This is a genomic window from Candidatus Methanoperedens nitratireducens (assembly GCF_900196725.1).
Classification (GTDB): domain Archaea; phylum Halobacteriota; class Methanosarcinia; order Methanosarcinales; family Methanoperedenaceae; genus Methanoperedens; species Methanoperedens nitroreducens_A.
The window spans coordinates 49,663-67,404 of the sequence record NZ_FZMP01000112.1 but is presented as its reverse complement, the minus strand read 5'-3'; the positions used below and the strand labels follow the sequence as shown (position 1 = coordinate 67,404).

The following is a 17,742-nucleotide window of genomic DNA, read 5'->3' as shown; positions in this document are numbered from 1 at the left end:
TGCCTAATTTAACGGGAATTTAGGAAAAAGACAAAGTTCTTAAAGTCCGAGAGTAATATTCTGAAGGGGGACTGTTATGGTATCAAAATCAGAATCATCTGCTGGGCGCCTCGTGATTATCGGCGGCGTGGCTGCAGGGATGAGCGCAGCAAGCAAGGCAAGAAGACTGAAACCTGATATTGAAATACTTGTGTTTGAAAAAGGCGGTTATGTTTCTTACGGCTCCTGCGGTTTACCTTATTATATATCCGGCATGATCAAATCGCCTGAAGACCTTGTAGTGTATGATGCGAAATTCTTTAGGGAAAAAAGAAACATCGGAGTTTTCCTTTACCATGAGGCAGTGGCTATACAGCCGGAAAAACACCTGGTTCTCGTCAGGGACGGCAAGAAAGGGGAAGTGAAAGAATACCAGTATTCTAAACTACTGATAGCAACTGGTGCAAGAGCATTCGTGCCGCCGATCAAAGGCACTGACCTTGAAGGGATTTTTACGATACGCTTGCTCCCTGATGGAATTAAAATAAAAGATTTCCTCAGGGAAAAGTCTCCGAAGAAGGCTCTTATTATCGGCGCCGGATATATCGGCATGGAGATGGCGGAAACGCTTATGAGACTGGGAATAAAAGTCACAATGGTCGCAAGAGGGCATAACATCCTGGGAACTATGGAAAGTGAAATTAGCAAAATAGTTGAGGATGAGCTTGGAAGAAATGGTGTCACTCTTCTTAAATCCACACAGGTAGAAGAATTCAAAGGTGAAAATGGTTACTTAAGAAGTGCGGTTTTGAACAACGGTGAGACGATTGATATCGATATGGCGCTCGTGGCTACAGGGGTGAGACCGAACTCCGGGATTGCAAAGGAGGCGGGTATTGAACTGGGCAGCAAAGGGGCAGTCAGGGTCAATGAGCGTATGGAAACAAATGTTCCGAATATCTATTCGGCAGGCGATTGCGCGGAGGCATACCATCAGGTGCTGAAAAGACAGTTTTACCTTCCCCTCGGAACAATTGCGAACAAGCAGGGAAAAGTGGCAGGGGAAAATATGGTGGGTGGAGACGCCTCGTTCAAAGGAGTTGTTGCTACCTCAACTTTCAAAGTCTTTGACCTTCAGGTTGCAAGGACCGGGCTTCTACGAAAGAGGCTGAAAAAGAAGGTATTGGTTACATCGCCAGTACCATTGAAGCGGGTTCGAGAGCACATTATTATCCCGGCGGAAGCAGGATACTGGTCAAGTTAACCTCAGAAAAAATCAGCGGCAGGATTCTCGGGGCGGCGATGGCTGGCGGGGAGGGTGTTCCAAAGAGAATAGATGTTATCGCAACGGCAATAACCGCAGGAATGACCGCGGAAGATATGTGCAGCCTGGATTTAAGCTATTCGCCCCCGTTTGCACCTGTATGGGACCCTGTACTGATCGCGGCGAACGAGCTTAATAAGAAGATAGGAAGGGAGAAATCGCAGGATTAATCAGGGCTTCTCTCGCTCAAGGCAGAATTCCTTATGCAGTACCTGAACCGCTTTTTTAGCGGTGCCTTCACTTACTGCAAATGAAATATTGTGCTGTGACGAACCCTGGCTTATCATGATCACGTTCACGCCTGCTTTTCCAAGCGCCCCGAAAACCCTGCCAGCCACGCCGGGTGTGTTTGCCATGCCTGCCCCCACGACCGCAACAACACAGACGTTCCTGTCGGGCGTCACTTCCTTAATCGTCCCGTTCCTGAATTCGGATTTTATCGCCTTCACTGCATTATCAAGATGGTTCGCATCTACCACTATGGAGATGTTAGCCTCCGATGATCCCTGGCTTATCATTATAATATTGACGCCTGAGTTTGCAAGCGTAGTGAATACGCGCGCAGCGACGCCAATTGTGCCCACCATACCCGCGCCTGAGATATTTATGAGTGCAACGTTCTTGATAACGGTAACGGCTTTAACGATATCCTTGCTCTGGTTCAGGTCTTTCACAACTATTGTTCCCGGGAAATCAGGATGGAACGTGTTCTTGACACGTACGGGTATCCCGTGCTTGATTGCCGGCTCGATCGCTTTTGGGTGGAGGACTTTCGCGCCGAAATATGAGAGCTCCATAGCTTCTATATACGAGATAACAGGTATTGTCCTGGCTTCAGGCACTATCTTCGGGTCGGTCGTGAGGATGCCGTGCACCTCTTTCCAGAGCCATATCTCATCGGCTGAGAGTGCTGCCCCGATTATAGATGCTGAGAAATCTGACCCGCCGCGTCCGAGCGTTGTTATGACGCCCGCTTCGTTCTCACCGATGAACCCGGTGATCACAGGGATGCCATTTTTTAAGAAGGGCCCTATCCGCTCCTTTATAAGGGAATATGTCCTCTCAAGCGGTTTTGCATTGCAGTATTCATCGGTTGTTATTATCCCTGCTTCACCGCCTGTGAACGAACGGGACTTCACTCCTAAGGAGTTAAGTGAACCGCACAGGATGGGCGCAGCAAGCCGTTCGCCGTACGATGAGATGTAATCGATCGACCGGACCGTCAGTTCACCGAGGTAGCATATGCCGATAAGGGCTTTCTCAAGTTCTTCGATCCGGGAGTCAAGTTCTTTTGTTACCTTCTCTACGATACTGTTCTCGCCTATTGCATCATGGGCTGCCTGGTGGTGCTGTTTTGTGAGGTCTGCGATGAATTCTTTTATAGAGGATGTCTTTCCGGTCTCTGAGGCTTTTCTGGCATTTTCCAGAAGCGCATCTGTGACGCCGCTCAGCGCCGAAGTCACAAGAACAACCTCATTTCCGTTATCTCTGTATTGTTTGGCGAGTTCTGCAACGTGTTTCATACGGCTGCCATCGCCTACAGAAGTTCCTCCGAATTTCATCACGAGTCTCATATTGGCTTTTTAGATGTTCAAAGAGCTATTAAAGATTTTGCAAATAATCCTGAAAAGACCCGTATTTAAATATGGGGACTGAGTATAAGCCCGCACATGGAAATCAGTTTCTCATCCCTTGCTCTCGTGAACAATCCTTTTGACTGGGCTTACGACCTTGAAGACCTGGGTTTTGCAGGCTGGGAGGTAGTGAGCGAGGGAAAGCAGCAGTTAAACGATGCAACCCTTTCGGAAATAAAGAATATTACCGAAACCACGAACCTTACACTCACTCTTCATCTGCCATTTTCCGACCTCAATCTTGCCAGCCTGAACCACCCTATCTGGAAAGAGACTATAAGGCAGATGAGCAAATGCCTTGAGCGGGCTTCGGATTTCGTTGAGCTTGCGGTCGTACATCCGGGACATATGTCCCCTCTTGGTATGCAGCTTCCTGAAATGGCGTGGCGGCAGAATATCGACGGCATAAGAGCGATATGCGATGCAGCTGCGGATTTCGGCATTAAAATAGGGGTTGAGAACATGGTCAACATGCAATTCATCCTTGGAAAACAGCCGGGTGAAATCCTGGGGATGATCGAATCGCTGGAGCGAGAGAATGTAGGGCTTACGCTTGATGTGGGTCATGCGAACACGAACGGAAATGTCGATGGGTTCCTGAGCGATCTAAGCAAGGTAATCCACATACATATTCATGATAACATGGGGAAGAGCGATGAACATCTCCAGCTTGGCAAGGGTAATGTGAACTGGAAAAAGGTTGTAAGGAAACTGGACGGGTATAAGGGGAGAGCTGTGACAGAGGCAAGAACTATAGAGGAAGGGGCGGCCAGTTTAAAGTTTCTGAAAAGCCTTTGAAAAACAACCGATTAATAATAAGATAGGCAGGTTGGGGAGTGGGGGTTAGTGTATTAAAAAAGAAGTTTACCTGCCCACAGTAGCACCTCAAGAATTTCATAGTATATAAATCTGCCGGAATGTGCGGCTGTGGGACACTATGGCGTCATTATAGCGTCTGTCCTTACCATAGAGAAATTTCCTTTGACCCAATGATTCTCGACCTATGCATAGTGAATTTTACACCGTTACTTGATTTTTTGATGAATATTATAGTGTAATATGTTACACTAGATTTTACACTATGAATCAAGGGTTATGTGTGGATAAAAATGACGAAAATTACGCATCTGGAGAGGCGATTTCATAGAGTTGATTTGTTCAAAACCTAAAAATTACTCAGACGGCATTTTGACGCCATAGTGTCCTACAGCCGAGCGCTCCGAGACCATCCGCTAATTTGACAGGATAACAGGATTAACAGGATTGAGATTTAAAAAATTTATCCTGTCAATCCTGTCAATCCTGTCTATTGGCTGATTTTCAACTCCGAAAAAAGATATGTAGTTGAGAAATTGGAATTAGCGGATGGTCTCGAGCGCTCCAAAGCGTTTATATACTTCCTCCTCTTTTAAAGTGCAAAGTACGAAGCGTTAATATAACGCAAGTTGAAGTCGATCAAAGTCGGATTTGATGAAGTGCAGGGCCAATGCGGTTATCGTATGCCCGCCAGTGCATGTAAGTCAAAGTCTATTTGTGATGACCTATCTGCGAACACCTGAACCTGTCTAAAAAGAACAGTACAGAAGTTCATCGAAGTTCGCAACTTGTATAAAAACCTCCGTATTAGTGTTCATCAGACCCCGTAAATGCGGGGTCTTCAAGGATATCAAGGAGAAAGAAAATGTCACATCCTCACAGACCAAGGCGCGGGTCTATTGCATATAGCCCGCGAGTAAGAGCAAGAAGCGAAATCCCGCGGGTGAGATCATGGCCTACGAAGAAAGAGCCTAAGCTATTGGGTTTTGCAGGCTACAAAGCCGGTATGACACACGTAGTCATGACCGACGATGTGCCCAACAGCCTGACCTCAGGGATGGAAGTCTCAGTACCTGTTACAATCCTGGAAGCTCCACCTATGAAGGTCGCGGGCATCAGGGTTTACAACAGTACAACGAACGGGGCACATGCAATAGCCGAAGCGTGGACGACCGAGTTTGATAAAGAACTCAACCGTGCAATTGTGGTACCAAAGAAACATGACCTGCCGGCAGCGCTTACGAAGATCGAGCAGCTCATCAAGGACGGCATTGCAAGGGATTTGAGAGTTATAATGTATACGTTACCTGAAAAAGTGACGGGCATACCCAAGAAAAAACCTGAAATAATGGAGAATAACATCGGAGGCACTGAATTAAAGGCGCGCTTTGAGTATGCGAAGAACCTTCTTGGAAAATCCATCAGTATAGGCGATGTGTTCAACAGCGGGGATATTATCGATATTCTTGCAATAACCATTGGTAAAGGGTTGCAGGGACCGGTGAAGCGCTGGGGCATACAGCTACAGAAGTCCAAACACTCAAGGGCAGGGAGCGTTCGTGAGATAGGCACTCTCGGTGCGTGGCATCCAGCACACGTGAGCTGGAGAGTCCCACAGCTTGGCCAGACAGGCTACCACCAGAGAACTGAGTTCAACAAGAGGGTCATGCAGATAGGCAAGGATGGCAAGACGGTGACCCCTGAAGGTGGATTTTTAAATTACGGTATTGTCAGGAATGATTATATAATTATCAAGGGCAGCGTGCCAGGTCCTGTTAAGAGACTTATCCGGCTGCGCCCTGCTATCAGATCAGCGAAACAAATGCCAGTTCCGGAGATAACGTATTTAAGCCAAGAGTCAAAACAAGGGTGATTCCAATGGAAGTAAATATAATAGACTTATCAGGAAATTCTACAAAAAAGATAACATCGGCGCTCTTTGATGAGCCTTTCCGCCCTGACCTGATCAAGAGGGCTGTACTTGCATCACAGGCGAACCGCCAGCAGCCGTATGGTCCGCATATGTACGCAGGCATGAGAACATCAGCCGAAGGCTGGGGACCGGGACGCGGCGTATCAAGAGTAGCAAGGCTCAAGAACAGCAGCAAATCAGCAAGGATACCCCAGGCAGTAAAAGGCAGGGAAGCGCATCCCCCGAAACCTGAGACCGACAGGAGCGAGAAGATCAATGACAAGGAGCGCAACAAAGCCATTAAATCAGCGATCGCTGCTACTGGCAATGAACAGCTTGTAAAGAAAAGAGGACACCAGTTCTCTGCCCAGTTGCCACTAGTCGCTGCGGATGAACTTTCAGCCCTTACAAAGACAAAGGATGTTAAGGCTTTCATGGAAGCAGTCCGCGTATGGGATGATGTGGAAAGGGCGAAAGATAAGACGATCCGCGCAGGGAAAGGCAAACTCCGCGGCAGGAAATATAAGAAGGCCAAGAGCATTCTGATTGTCACGGTTGAAGATAAGGGGATAGTTAAAGCGGCGCGAAACCTCGCGGGAGTGGAAATAGTTACTCCCGATAAGCTTAGCGCAGAATTGTTAGCCCCGGGAGCATCAGCAGGACGCCTGACGATATATACGGAATCCGCAGTTGCAAAACTCGAGGAGGCAATGCAATGATCCAGCATCCGTACGTAACAGAAAAAGCAACACTCATGGCTGAGCAGAATAACACTCTTCAGTTCATAGTTGATGTCAACGATACTAAAGACAAGGTGAAAAAAGAGCTTGAGGCGCTCTATAAAGTGAAGGTGCTAAGCGTTAATATGATGCTGACGCCCAAAGGAAAGAAGAAAGCCATCGTGGTATTCGAAGAGCCGAACGCTGCGACAGAACTCGCCTCCAGGCTTGGGATATTTTAAGGTGATAATATGGGACATAGAATTCGTTCTCAGAGCAGGGGAAAAGGTTCTCCGACATATAAAGCCCCCTCTCATAAATTTAAGGCAAATCTTGAGCATCTTAAGGTAGAGGAAGGAGTAGTAGTCAACGGGAAAATACTTGAGATCATCCATGATACGGCACGGTCGGCTCCGATAGCCCGCGTCTCTTTCAGCAACGGGGAAGAACGGCTTGTGCTGATCCCCGAAGGCGTGCAGGTTGACCAGACCATCCAGTGCGGTATCTCAGTTCCTGTAGAACCAGGTAACACGCTGGTGCTTGCCGAGATACCCGAAGGCGTACCCGTATGCAACATAGAATCGCAGCCCGGAGACGGTGGAAAGTTCGCAAGAGCCTCAGGGATGTACGGGATCCTTATAGCGCATGATGTGGGGAAGACCGTTGTCCAGCTCCCAAGCGGTGAAATGAAATGGCTCAACCCGAAGTGCAGGGCTATTATAGGGGTAGTCGCGGGAGGCGGGCGCACAGAGAAACCCTTCGTTAAAGCAGGTAAAAAATTCCACAGGATGAAAGTGAGGGCAACAAAATGGCCCAAAGTCAGAGGTGTGGCTATGAATGTCGTTGACCACCCCTTCGGAGGCGGCGGACAGCAGCATCCCGGCAGACCCAAGACCGTTGCCCGGGGTACACCACCAGGCAGGAAGGTCGGCTCTATTGCCGCAAGAAGGACGGGAAGGAGGTAAGTCATGGCAAAGAAAATATTATCAAAATTACCTAAAAGGAAAGGAGAATTCACATACCGCGGGAAGACACTGGAAGACCTCAAAAAGTTAAGCATTGAGGAGTTTGCAACGCTTGTGCCTTCAAGGCAGCGCCGCACCATACAGCGTGGATTTTCCGAAGAACATAAGAAATTATTACATAAAATCAAGATAAAAGACCCGAATATCAGGACGCACCTGCGGGATATGATAGTGCTCCCCGAGATGATAGGGATGAAGGTCAGCATCCATAGCGGTAAGGAATTCACTCCCGTAGAGCTGATACCCGAGATGCTGGGTCATTATTTTGGAGAATTCGTTTTGACGCGCAAGAAAGTTTCTCACGGCGCGGCAGGCGTAGGAGCTACACGATCAAGTAAATTCATCCCATTGAAGTGATGCACATGAAATTAAATTACTCTATTGAACCCGATCCCGAAAAAACGTCAAAGTCCATTGGAAAAGAGCTTCACATATCAAGAAAACATGCCCATGAGATATGCTCAACAATAAAAGGCATGAAGGTTGATGATGCACGGGAATTACTTGAGGATGTCTCTGTGCTGAAGCAGGCTGTGCCTTATAAGAGGTACAAAAGAAATATCCCGCACAGGAAGGGTATGTGTACCGGGAGATATCCGCAGAAAGCCGCCAGGGACTTTCTCAGGGTATTGAAGAATGCCGAGAATAACGCCAGGTATAAAGGGCTTGATTCCGATAACCTGAGAATCTCGCATATCACTACAAAAACCGGTCATACTTTCAGGGGCATATTTCCAAGAGCACAGGGAAGGACCACACCGAAAAACCATGAAACCGTCAGTGTTGAGATGATACTGGAGGCGCAATAATGGGAGTAGAAAGGAAATTCGTCAAGAACGGCCTTGATAAGGCGCAGATGGCTGAGTATTTCGGTAAACAGCTTGAGCGGGCAGGCTACGGCGGCATGAGTATTAACAGGACGCCGATGGGCACGCAGGTCACGATATTTGCAGAAAAACCCGGCATGATAATCGGAAAAGGCGGAAAGACCATACATAAGCTTACCCATGACCTTGAAGTAATATTCCGCATTGATAATCCGCAGATAGATGTCCAGGAAGTAAAGGTCCCCGAGCTGAACGCGCAGATGATGGCTTCACGGCTTGCTGCTGCGATAGAGCGCGGGCTTTATTTCAGGAAGGCAGGCCATAACATGCTTCGCAGGATAATGGAGTCAGGCGCGCTCGGATGCGAGATCGATATCGCAGGCAAACTGACAGGTCCGAGGAAGAGGACAGAGAAGTTCGTCGCAGGCAATATGCTCCACGCAGGCAACCCTGCAATGGAACTCGTGGATAAGGGGTTCGCCATTGCTATCAAAAAATTAGGTATCATCGGATGCCGTGTGCGGATAGTTCCCCCGAGCATTAAACTTCCGGGCAGGTTCAAGACTGTGGAGGTTGCAGCCCCCGAAGCAGCCAGGGAAGTTAAAAAGGAAGGAATCGGGGAGCTTGTAAAAGCACCCGCAGAAGCCAGAACAGCGGCACCCGTGCAGGCAAAACCTGAGATCCAGGAGCCTGTGGCATCCGTGGAAGTCGAACCTGAGGCTGTTACTCCTCTGCCGGAAACCCAATCACAGGCTGCTGAGTCTGAAGGCCATACCGGCGAAATCGAAGAACGGACGCACGGCGATGTGGTCGAGCACAAACATGCAGGATACGATTACTGGCATCCGGCATCACGCGTGCATAAAAAGGAGGAAAGCTGATGGCAATACTGCGTGTTGATGAAGTCAGGAATATGAACCCTACCGAGAGGCAGGAGGAACTTGACAAACTCAAACTTGAGCTGATCCGTGAGCGTGCTATTTCTTCGGCAGGCGGCGCTCCTGAGAATCCTGGCAGGATAAGAGAGATAAGAAGGACGATCGCCAGAATAAAAACAATCCAGACGGAGATAAAAGAGGAATGAAGCTGTCACCACACAATATCATCCACCATGAACTCATCGGCATTGATACAAAAGTAGTGGACAGCACGAACAGCTCCCTTGTCGGAATAGAGGGACGGATAGTTGATGAAACTAAAAATATATTGACAGTAGAAACTGATGCGCAGGAGAAGAAGATTCCGAAATCCTGCTCATCTTTTATATTCACAATTCCATCGTTTAACGGTAAACGTTACTTACCGTTAAAAATAAAAGTCGATGGAAGATTATTGCTCTCGCAACCCGAAAACCGAATCCAGACAAAGTTCAAAAAGAAATTCAGAAAATAGAGGTAATGATAATGGCACGTGATATCGGGCTGGATGTTCAGCCACCAACAAAAGAATGCACAGATCCAAACTGTCCATTCCACGGGGTACTGCCCGTAAGGGGACAGGTACTCAGTGGAGTCGTTGTGAGCGATAAAATGGATAAGACAGTGGTCGTGCAGAGAACGTTTGAGAAAAAGATTGCAAAATACGAGCGGTACGAGAAGAGGAAAACAAAAGTACATGCCCACAATCCCCCCTGCATCAATGCAAAAGAGGGCGATAATGTGACAGTTGCAGAATGCAGACCGCTCAGCAAGACCAAAGCATACGTTGTGATAGAGGTGGCAAAATGAGGGGGATGAAAGCTAAGATTCCGCGATCGATAAACACAGCGGCCAGATTGGAATGTGCGGATAATACCGGTGCGCGTGTTGTTGAAGTTATTTCAGTATTAAAATACCGCGGTGTGAAGAACAGACACCCCAGAGGCGGTGTAGGAGATACCCTTATCGTAAGTGTCAAGAAAGGCTCCCCTGAAATGAGAAAACAGGTATTCAAGGCGGTTGTAATACGCCAGAAGAAAGAATTCAGGAGACCTGACGGCTTGCGCGTCTCTTTCGAGGACAATGCCTGCGTGATAGTGGATGATGAAGGTGTCCCGAAAGGCACTGAAGTGAAAGGACCTGTCGCCAGGGAAGCAGCGGAGAGATACACAAAAATAGCATCCGCAGCCTCGATTATAGTGTAGGTGGATTATGACATCATCTCAACCAAGAAAACAGAGAAAATCCAGGTATCAGGCACCGCTCCACATAAAGCATAAATTCATGGGCTCCATGCTGAGCAGCGAACTCAGGGAAGAACACAAGGTAAAGAGCCTGCCGGTACGGGTAGGCGATACCGTAAAAGTACTTCGCGGGGACCACAAAGGCACGGAAGGGAAGGTAGCTGTGGTCGATCTTAAAAAAACAGCGATCAACATCGACGGTGTAACAGTAACGAAAGCAGATGGTACCGAAGTACCAAGACCTGTCCACCCGTCAAATGTAATGATAACCAAATTAGAACTCAAAGATGAAAAGCGCACAGGTGATTAAATGGGAAGACATCAGAAAAGAGTAGCAGCTCCGACATCATGGCCGGTCACAAGAAAGACCCATGCGTGGGTAGTCGGAGGCAATGCCGGGCATCATTCCATGGAGACCGGAATACCATTACTTATAGTAATCAGGGATTTACTTAAACTTGCGAGCAATGCACGGGAAGCCAAGAAGATAATTAACGAAGGGAATGTTTTCGTTGACGGCATAGCCAGAAAGGACTATAAATATATAGCAGGTCTCTTCGACATAGTTTCGTTCCCTGCGCTTAATGAGTATTACCGCGTTTTGCTGGACGCCAGCAACAGGTTCAAACTGTATAAAGAAGACCCGGGCGCATCCAAGTTGTGCAGAATCAATAATAAGACCATTGTGAGGGGGGGCGCTGTGCAGCTTAACCTGCACGATGGGACGAACATCCTTGCATCCAATGATTACAAGACTTTTGATACGGTCTTACTATCACTGCCTGACCGGAAGATCGCCAAACATATACCCTACAAACCCGGCAATCTCGCTATGGTTGTGGGAGGCGAGCATTCAGGAGAACTCGCCAAGATAAAACAGATCCGCAAGGTCAGGGGTTCGGGAACGAACATGGTCGCACTTTCCAACGAAAAGGAATTCGAGACCATTGAAAATTATGTATTCGTCATCGGTGAATCAGCACCGGATATCAAGGTGATTTAGATGAATACGATGAGAACACCTTCTATTGAAAAAATCACAGTCCATATCGGCACAGGAGAAAGTGGCGAGAGGTTGACGACCGCAGAGAAGCTGCTTGAGACGATTGTCAAACAGAAATCTGTACGTGCAAACGCCAGGAAGACCATACCCGCATTCTCTATAAAGAAAAAAGAGCCTATCGGCTGCAAAGTAACATTGCGGGGTAAGCGCGCTAATGAATTCCTCAAGACCGCGTTGAATATACTCGAAAACAAGCTGAACGCATCCCAGTTCGATAAAAGTGGCAATTTTTCATTCGGGATCGAAGAACATACCGATTTCCCGGGAATGAAATACGATCCATCGATAGGGATTTTCGGAATGGATGTTAACGTGGCTCTGAAAAGAGCGGGATACAGGATTAGCAGGCGGAAGATCGAGCAGCATAAAATACCGCAAAACCACAGGTTAACAAAAGAAGATGCAATTTCTTTTGTAAAAAGCAAGTACAGCGTGGAGGTAGTTTAGATGGAAAGAAGTAAGAAAAGATTCGGAAGAGGCGCAAACGTTTGTAAACGCTGCGGCAGAAAGCAGGGGCTTGTTCGAAAGTACGACATATACCTTTGCAGGCAGTGCTTCCGTGAAATTGCATATAACATGGGTTTTGAAAAATATACTTAGGTGATTTCAATGTTATTAGATCCATTAGCAGATGCATTATCAATAATAAAAAATGCGGAAGATGTAGGCAAACCGGATTGTACTATCAGCCCTGCTTCAAAACTTATAGGAAGCGTGCTTAAAGTCATGAAGGATAAAGAATACATCGGAGATTTCGAATTCATAGACGACGGAAAATCCGGTTTGTTCAAGGTACAGCTTAAAGGAAATATCAACAGGTGCGGAGTAATCAGACCACGGCATGCTGTCAGGAACACTGAATTCGAGAAATGGGAAAAGCGATTCCTGCCAGCCAGGGGCTTTGGCTCGATTATCCTGACCACTCCGGACGGCGTGATGACCCATTCCGAAGCCAGAGAGAACGGCATCGGCGGACAGTTACTCGCATACGTTTATTAGGTGAATATCATGGAAACGAAAAGAACAGTAGAAATCCCCGAAGGCGTTAACGTCGCTATCGACCATATAAAAGTGACGGTGACGGGTCCCCTCGGATCGCTCCAGAGAGAGCTGTGGTATCCGGGGATCACGATTAAAAAGACTGATTCGCAGCTTGTTGTAGAATCCGGGGACCAGAGAAAAGAACAGCTTGCTATGCTGGGTACATTTGAGTCCCATTTGAAAAATATGATTACCGGCATAACTAAGGGATACGAGTATAAAATGAAAATGGTTTATTCACATTTTCCTATCCAGTTGAAGGCTGAAGGGAACAGTTTGTTAATAGGCAACTTCCTTGGTGAAAAGAAATCAAGAAAAGCCAATATCCTGGGTAATACCAAGGTCACGATAAAAGGAGACCAGGTAATCGTCAACGGAATAAACAAAGAGGATGTAGGACAGACAGCAGCCAACATCCAGCAGGCCACCAAAATAAGAAGATTCGATCCCAGGGTGTTCCAGGATGGGGTTTATCTTGTCGAACGGTCAGGGCGGTGAAAAACATGGAAGATAATGAAATCGATCAGCTTACAAAACTGGGCGGCATCGGCACATCAAAGGCGAAACTACTTTATGATACAGGGTTCAAAACCGTAGATTCGATAAAAAAAGCAAGTGTCGATGAAATCGCGAAAGTCAAAGGAATAGGCGATAAGCTCGCAAAGAAGATCAAGGAATCTGCCGATGAGATGGTTGTTGAGGAAGAAAAGCCGGCAGAGGAAGAGAAAGTTGAAGCCCAGCCGATCACTATAGCTCTTGATAATGAAACAAAGCGGCTTCTGAATGTCAGGACAATTCAGAAAAGCAGGAAACCGACATTCCTGCAGACGGATTCCCACAAGAAAAAGAAGCTTGAAGACCGCTGGAAAAGACCAGATGGCATTCACAATAAGACAAGGTATCATCTCAAAGGAAAATGCCCGCGCGTCGAGGCTGGCTACGGCAGTCCTGCGCTTGTCAGGGGACTTCATCCCTCAGGATGCGAAGAGGTTATTGTGAAAAATCCGAAAGACCTTGAATCCCTGAAGAACGACAGGCAGGCAGCAAGGATAGCCCATACAGTGGGGTCAAGGAAGCGCAGCCTGATAGAAGCAAAAGCGGCAGAGCTTGGATTGAAGATACTTAACCCGACAAGGAGGGAAGAGTAAAATGACAGACCTGGCAAACCAGAGAAGAATGGCTGCGGAAGTAATGGATATAGGAGTGAACCGGGTATGGCTTGACCCGGAGGCTTCCAAGGATATAGCAGCAGCTTTGACGCGGGAAGATATCCGCAAACTGATCGAGGAAGGCAAGGTCAGTAAAAACCCGGTCAAAGGAGTAAGCCGAGCAAGAGCGCGCAAACTCCATGAGGCACGCGCTTATGGGCACAGGAAAGGCCACGGCTCAAGGAGCGGCGCAAAAGGCGCGCGCAGACCCAAGAAAGAGATGTGGATGAAAAAAATACGCGCCTTAAGAAGCATGCTCAGAGAACTGCGAGAGAACAAGACTATTGATGCATCGACATACAGGAAATTATACGTTAAAGCCAAAGGCGGAGAATATCGAAGCCGTGCGCATCTTAAGTCCCATATAGAGCAACTGGGCAAGGAGGCATAACCATGGCGACAGGTGCAAGATACAGGGTGCAGTTCAGGCGGGCAAGAATGGGTAGAACGGATTACAGGGCAAGAAAGCAACTGCTTATATCAAAAATACCCAGGCTCGTTGTCAGGAAAAGCCTGAAGCACACGATCATACAGCTAGTAAAGCCTGAAGCAAAAGGAGATGTGACAATAGCCTCCGCGAATACTGCTGACCTGAAGAAATACGGGTACACAGGCGGGACGGGAAATCTCCCATCGGCTTACCTTACGGGGCTGTTACTTGGATACCGCGCCAGGAAAATAGGACAGGCTGAGGCGATCCTTGACATGGGATTGTATCATTCAACTAATGGCGGGCGAATATACGCTGCTTTAAAAGGAGCAGTAGATGCCGGGCTTGAAATACCTCACGACCCGGAGATACTGCCAAAAGAAGACAGGATCACAGGCAAACATATAGATAAATACAGAAAGACCAGCGTATCAGAGCAATTCGAGGCGGCAAAGCAAAAGATCCAGGGCGAGTTCAGGTGATAACATGAGAGATAGAGAATTCCAAGAAGAAAAAGTAGAATGGATGCCACAAACAAGACTGGGCAAGCTGGTCAAGGAAGGGCAGGTAACAACCATGGGCGAAGCTGTTGAATCAGGGCTGCCCATCAGAGAAGCCCAAATCGTCGATGCCCTGCTCCCGGATATACGGGATGAGGTCCTGGATATAAACATGGTCCAGAGAATGACGGACTCAGGAAGAAGAGTGAAATTCAGAGCCACTGTGATAGTCGGCAACGGAGATGGCTTTTTAGGCCTGGGAGAGGGCAAGGACGTCCAGGTAGGTATCGCGATAAGGAAAGCAATAGATAATGCCAAGATGAACATCATAGGTATTAAAAGAGGATGCGGCTCGTGGGAATGCGGCTGCGGTCTCGGACATACTGTTCCATTCGGGGTAGAGGGTAAAGCCGGAAGCGTAAAGGTAGAGCTTAAACCTGCTCCGCGCGGGCTCGGGCTGGCTTCAGGCGGAACCGCCAGGAAGGTGCTTGAGATTGCAGGTATAAAGGATGTATGGGCAAGAGCAGAGGGTGAGACAAGAACTACCCTCAACTTTGCAAAAGCCACCTATAATGCGCTTATGAAAACTACTACTATGAAGGTGAAATAAATGTACGCAGCAGTTCGCCTCAGGGGAGGCGTGAAGACGCGGCAGGATATCAGGGATACGCTCAGTATGCTGCGCCTTGACAGGATAAACCACTGTGTGCTCATTCCGGAAACGCCAAATTACCAGGGCATGATCCACAAAGCAAAAGATTACATAGCATGGGGTACAGTTAATCCTGAAACCCTTGCAGAGATGCTGAAGAACAGGGGAAAGCTTGAAGGCAGGAAAGCCCTGACTGAAGAATACCTGAAAGAAAACACAAAGTTCAAATCGTTTGAAGAATTTGCTAAGGCTGTCTGTGAAGGAAAAGCCTCGATAACCGAAGTTCCAAAACTGAAACCGGTATTCAGGCTGCATCCTGCAAGAAAAGGTCTGCGGGGTACCAAGAGGACCTTCCTGGAAGGAGGGGACCTGGGAAACCACGGCACTGAAATAAATTCGCTTCTGAACAAGATGAGGTAACAATCATGGCAAAACAAAAAATAAAAAAGTTCAGGGGAAAGAGAACATTCGGCAACGGCACCCATAAGAACCGGCGGGGCGGAGGAAGCCGCGGCGGACGCGGGAACGCAGGGACATGCAAGCATCACTTTGTCAGGTCGATGCAGCGCGGTCTTCTCTTCGGGAAACACGGCTTTAAAAGACCTCTGGCTATAGTGGACGACTGCACCATTGTCAACGTGGGTGAAATCGATGAAGCCATCGAACAACTGGTGGCAGACGGTGTTGCAGAGATGAAAGGAGATGCATTCCATATCGATCTTGCAAACCTCGGCATCGAAAAGGTGCTCGGCAGCGGAAAAGTTACAAAACCCCTTTTTATCACAGCGAGTGAATTCTCATCTACAGCGAAGCAGAAGATCGATGAAGCCAAAGGGAAAGCAGTAGAACCGGCAGAAGAAGCTGCAGAGACTACAGAAACGCCCAAACCCGAGTAAAAATATGGCATTTGAAAGTCTTGCACCCCTGCTGAACAGGCTGCCAGCGGTAAAGCGCCCTGAAGGTCATGTCCATTTCAAGAAGAAGTTAGGATGGACATTAGCTATCCTTGTCCTGTATTTTGCTCTTGCGAACATACCTTTGTTCGGGCTGGATAAAAGCTCTATTGACCTTTTTGAACTGTATCGTGCCTTCTTTGCCGGCGCATCCGGCTCACTGATGGTACTGGGCATAGGACCGATCGTGACAGCTTCAATAGTGCTGCAGTTACTTGTGGGAGCGAACGTCATCAAGATGGATCTCAGCGACCCGCATCAGCAGGCCATATTCCAGGGGCTGCAGAAGCTTCTTGTGTTCATAATGGTAGCTGTTGAAGCACTGCCGCAGATACTGGGCGGATATATGAGACCTGATGCCGGGCTTGCGGCGCAGCTTGGCGTAAGCGTGAGTTTTATGACCTTATTACTGTTCATCCAGATATTCATCGGAGGCGTTCTTATCCTGTACATGGATGAAGTCGTCTCCAAATGGGGCATAGGCTCAGGTGTGGGATTGTTCATTATCGCGGGTGTGTCGCAGCAGATAGTTACCGGCATATTCAACTGGAAACTGGATGAGACCGGGTTCCCTATAGGGCTTATCCCCAAGTGGATATATATTGCCAGCCCGTCATCCAATATCGGGCTTGATTATATCCTTTCAGGTCAGGGAATGCTCTTTTTACTTGTGCAGGGCGGCATCCTGGCGCTTATAAGTACAATTATAATATACCTCATGGTAGTGTATGTGGAAAGCACACGTATCGAAATACCACTTGCCCATGCTGCCGTAAGGGGCGCGCGGGGCAGGTTCCCCGTGAAGCTGATATACGCAAGCGTCCTGCCCATGATCCTGGTGCGGGCGCTGCAGGCGAATATCCAGCTGCTCGGACTTATACTTTCAAGCAGGGGCATTACGGTATTAGGAGAATATAAGGAGGCTACGCCTGTGAACGGTCTTATGTACTATCTTGCCCCGATTAACAGCCCGAACGACTGGATACCCTCTCTCGTATCGTCGAGGTTCACAAGCCTTGGAATGCCGGAGCCTCCTGTATGGCAGATAGGGCTTCACGTACTGGTTGATGCTGCGATGCTCATATTCGGCGGAATAGTATTCGCCCTGTTCTGGATAGAGACCACGGGCATGGGTGCAAAGAGCGTGGCAGAAAAGATACAGAAGTCAGGTATGCAGATACCCGGCTACAGAAGAAGCAGCGGAACGCTTGAGCGCGTGATGCAGCGGTACATCCCCAAGGTAACTGTGATCGGGGGCGCGTTCATAGGAGTTCTCACGCTCATAGCCAGCCTTCTAGGCACACTGGGAGGCGCGGGCGGAACAGGATTGCTGCTGACCGTAAGCATCATGTACAGGCTGTACGAGGATATCGCCAGCCAGCAGATGATGGAGATGCATCCGATGATGAGGAGCTTCTTCGGGAAGGAATAGTATAGATAGGCAGGATAGGAAAAGGAACACGGATGACACAGATCCGACGGATGCGCACGGATTTTT

28 protein-coding genes are annotated in these 17,742 nt (G+C 48.0%); 27 read left to right on the top strand and 1 reads right to left on the bottom strand.

Annotation, left to right across the window (positions count from 1 at the left end; translation table 11 throughout):
• The first annotated feature begins 76 nt into the window (after nucleotides 1-76).
• A complete protein-coding gene (locus MNV_RS08345) occupies nucleotides 77-1,243 on the top strand; it encodes an NAD(P)/FAD-dependent oxidoreductase (RefSeq protein ID WP_096205160.1) in 1,167 nt (388 codons plus the stop codon).
• A complete protein-coding gene (locus tag MNV_RS08340; protein WP_096205159.1) occupies nucleotides 1,162-1,473 on the top strand; it encodes an NAD(P)/FAD-dependent oxidoreductase in 312 nt (103 codons plus the stop codon). The genes MNV_RS08345 and MNV_RS08340 overlap by 82 nt, the downstream gene beginning before the upstream one ends.
• On the opposite strand, the gene MNV_RS08335 is transcribed toward MNV_RS08340, so the two are convergent.
• Nucleotides 1,474-2,877, bottom strand: coding sequence for an aspartate kinase (locus tag MNV_RS08335; RefSeq protein ID WP_096205157.1), 1,404 nt, complete (start codon nucleotides 2,875-2,877; stop codon nucleotides 1,474-1,476).
• Nucleotides 2,878-2,973: 96 nt separating this feature from the next.
• Between MNV_RS08335 and MNV_RS08330 the strand changes: the two genes are divergently transcribed.
• The 25 genes from MNV_RS08330 to secY all read left to right on the top strand — a co-directional run bounded on the left by MNV_RS08330 (nucleotide 2,974) and on the right by secY (nucleotide 17,676).
• Nucleotides 2,974-3,735, top strand: a complete 762-nt coding sequence (locus MNV_RS08330; RefSeq protein WP_096205156.1) for a sugar phosphate isomerase/epimerase family protein — start codon at nucleotides 2,974-2,976, stop codon at nucleotides 3,733-3,735.
• Nucleotides 3,736-4,618: 883 nt separating this feature from the next.
• Entirely contained in the window at nucleotides 4,619-5,626 is a 1,008-nt protein-coding gene (locus tag MNV_RS08325; protein WP_096205154.1) for a 50S ribosomal protein L3, read from the top strand.
• A 5-nt stretch (nucleotides 5,627-5,631) separates the two neighbouring features.
• Complete coding sequence (gene rpl4p / locus MNV_RS08320; protein ID WP_096205153.1) at nucleotides 5,632-6,384, top strand: 50S ribosomal protein L4; 753 nt, start codon at nucleotides 5,632-5,634, stop codon at nucleotides 6,382-6,384.
• Entirely contained in the window at nucleotides 6,381-6,626 is a 246-nt protein-coding gene (locus MNV_RS08315; RefSeq protein ID WP_096205151.1) for a 50S ribosomal protein L23, read from the top strand. The genes rpl4p and MNV_RS08315 overlap by 4 nt, the downstream gene beginning before the upstream one ends.
• Before the next feature lie 9 nt (nucleotides 6,627-6,635).
• Nucleotides 6,636-7,349, top strand: a complete 714-nt coding sequence (locus MNV_RS08310) for a 50S ribosomal protein L2 (RefSeq protein ID WP_096205150.1) — start codon at nucleotides 6,636-6,638, stop codon at nucleotides 7,347-7,349.
• 3 nt (nucleotides 7,350-7,352) lie between these two features.
• Nucleotides 7,353-7,766: a 30S ribosomal protein S19 gene (locus tag MNV_RS08305; RefSeq protein WP_096205149.1), complete on the top strand. Its 414-nt coding sequence runs from the start codon at nucleotides 7,353-7,355 to the stop codon at nucleotides 7,764-7,766.
• 5 nt (nucleotides 7,767-7,771) lie between these two features.
• Nucleotides 7,772-8,218, top strand: a complete 447-nt coding sequence (locus MNV_RS08300) for a 50S ribosomal protein L22 (protein WP_218837948.1) — start codon at nucleotides 7,772-7,774, stop codon at nucleotides 8,216-8,218.
• Nucleotides 8,218-9,117: a 30S ribosomal protein S3 gene (locus MNV_RS08295; protein ID WP_096205146.1), complete on the top strand. Its 900-nt coding sequence runs from the start codon at nucleotides 8,218-8,220 to the stop codon at nucleotides 9,115-9,117. The genes MNV_RS08300 and MNV_RS08295 overlap by 1 nt, the downstream gene beginning before the upstream one ends.
• Nucleotides 9,117-9,320, top strand: coding sequence for a 50S ribosomal protein L29 (rpmC, locus tag MNV_RS08290; protein ID WP_096205144.1), 204 nt, complete (start codon nucleotides 9,117-9,119; stop codon nucleotides 9,318-9,320). Before MNV_RS08295 ends, rpmC begins: the two co-directional genes overlap by 1 nt.
• Nucleotides 9,317-9,628, top strand: a complete 312-nt coding sequence (rnp1, locus tag MNV_RS08285; protein WP_096205143.1) for a ribonuclease P protein component 1 — start codon at nucleotides 9,317-9,319, stop codon at nucleotides 9,626-9,628. Before rpmC ends, rnp1 begins: the two co-directional genes overlap by 4 nt.
• An 11-nt stretch (nucleotides 9,629-9,639) precedes the next feature.
• Nucleotides 9,640-9,963 carry a 30S ribosomal protein S17 gene (locus MNV_RS08280; protein WP_096205141.1) on the top strand — a complete coding sequence of 108 codons (324 nt, stop codon included), beginning with the start codon at nucleotides 9,640-9,642 and terminating at the stop codon, nucleotides 9,961-9,963.
• Nucleotides 9,960-10,358: a 50S ribosomal protein L14 gene (locus MNV_RS08275; protein ID WP_096205139.1), complete on the top strand. Its 399-nt coding sequence runs from the start codon at nucleotides 9,960-9,962 to the stop codon at nucleotides 10,356-10,358. The genes MNV_RS08280 and MNV_RS08275 overlap by 4 nt, the downstream gene beginning before the upstream one ends.
• Nucleotides 10,359-10,365: 7 nt before the next feature.
• Complete coding sequence (rplX, locus tag MNV_RS08270; protein WP_096205138.1) at nucleotides 10,366-10,707, top strand: 50S ribosomal protein L24; 342 nt, start codon at nucleotides 10,366-10,368, stop codon at nucleotides 10,705-10,707.
• Nucleotides 10,708-11,400, top strand: coding sequence for a 30S ribosomal protein S4e (locus MNV_RS19520; protein ID WP_179293874.1), 693 nt, complete (start codon nucleotides 10,708-10,710; stop codon nucleotides 11,398-11,400).
• Between the two features lie 9 nt (nucleotides 11,401-11,409).
• On the top strand, nucleotides 11,410-11,907 hold the full coding sequence (locus tag MNV_RS19515) for a 50S ribosomal protein L5 (RefSeq protein ID WP_179293875.1): 498 nt from the start codon (nucleotides 11,410-11,412) through the stop codon (nucleotides 11,905-11,907).
• A complete protein-coding gene (locus MNV_RS08260; RefSeq protein WP_096205136.1) occupies nucleotides 11,908-12,060 on the top strand; it encodes a 30S ribosomal protein S14 in 153 nt (50 codons plus the stop codon). It abuts the gene before it with no gap.
• A gap of 9 nt (nucleotides 12,061-12,069) precedes the next feature.
• Nucleotides 12,070-12,459 carry a 30S ribosomal protein S8 gene (locus tag MNV_RS08255; protein ID WP_096205135.1) on the top strand — a complete coding sequence of 130 codons (390 nt, stop codon included), beginning with the start codon at nucleotides 12,070-12,072 and terminating at the stop codon, nucleotides 12,457-12,459.
• A gap of 9 nt (nucleotides 12,460-12,468) precedes the next feature.
• Nucleotides 12,469-12,999: a 50S ribosomal protein L6 gene (locus tag MNV_RS08250; protein WP_096205133.1), complete on the top strand. Its 531-nt coding sequence runs from the start codon at nucleotides 12,469-12,471 to the stop codon at nucleotides 12,997-12,999.
• Between the two features lie 5 nt (nucleotides 13,000-13,004).
• Nucleotides 13,005-13,649, top strand: coding sequence for a 50S ribosomal protein L32e (locus MNV_RS08245; protein ID WP_096205132.1), 645 nt, complete (start codon nucleotides 13,005-13,007; stop codon nucleotides 13,647-13,649).
• 1 nt (nucleotide 13,650) lies between these two features.
• Nucleotides 13,651-14,100, top strand: coding sequence for a 50S ribosomal protein L19e (locus MNV_RS08240; protein WP_096205130.1), 450 nt, complete (start codon nucleotides 13,651-13,653; stop codon nucleotides 14,098-14,100).
• A 2-nt stretch (nucleotides 14,101-14,102) separates the two neighbouring features.
• The gene (locus tag MNV_RS08235) at nucleotides 14,103-14,621 is read left to right on the top strand and encodes a 50S ribosomal protein L18 (RefSeq protein ID WP_096205129.1); all 519 of its coding nucleotides are present in this window, start codon (nucleotides 14,103-14,105) and stop codon (nucleotides 14,619-14,621) included.
• Nucleotides 14,622-14,625: 4 nt separating this feature from the next.
• Nucleotides 14,626-15,249 carry a 30S ribosomal protein S5 gene (locus MNV_RS08230; RefSeq protein ID WP_096205127.1) on the top strand — a complete coding sequence of 208 codons (624 nt, stop codon included), beginning with the start codon at nucleotides 14,626-14,628 and terminating at the stop codon, nucleotides 15,247-15,249.
• Nucleotides 15,250-15,711, top strand: coding sequence for a 50S ribosomal protein L30 (locus MNV_RS08225; RefSeq protein WP_096205126.1), 462 nt, complete (start codon nucleotides 15,250-15,252; stop codon nucleotides 15,709-15,711).
• Between the two features lie 5 nt (nucleotides 15,712-15,716).
• Nucleotides 15,717-16,187: an uL15m family ribosomal protein gene (locus MNV_RS08220; RefSeq protein WP_096205124.1), complete on the top strand. Its 471-nt coding sequence runs from the start codon at nucleotides 15,717-15,719 to the stop codon at nucleotides 16,185-16,187.
• Nucleotides 16,188-16,191: 4 nt separating this feature from the next.
• A complete protein-coding gene (gene secY, locus MNV_RS08215) occupies nucleotides 16,192-17,676 on the top strand; it encodes a preprotein translocase subunit SecY (RefSeq protein WP_096205123.1) in 1,485 nt (494 codons plus the stop codon).
• The last annotated feature ends 66 nt before the right edge of the window (nucleotides 17,677-17,742 follow it).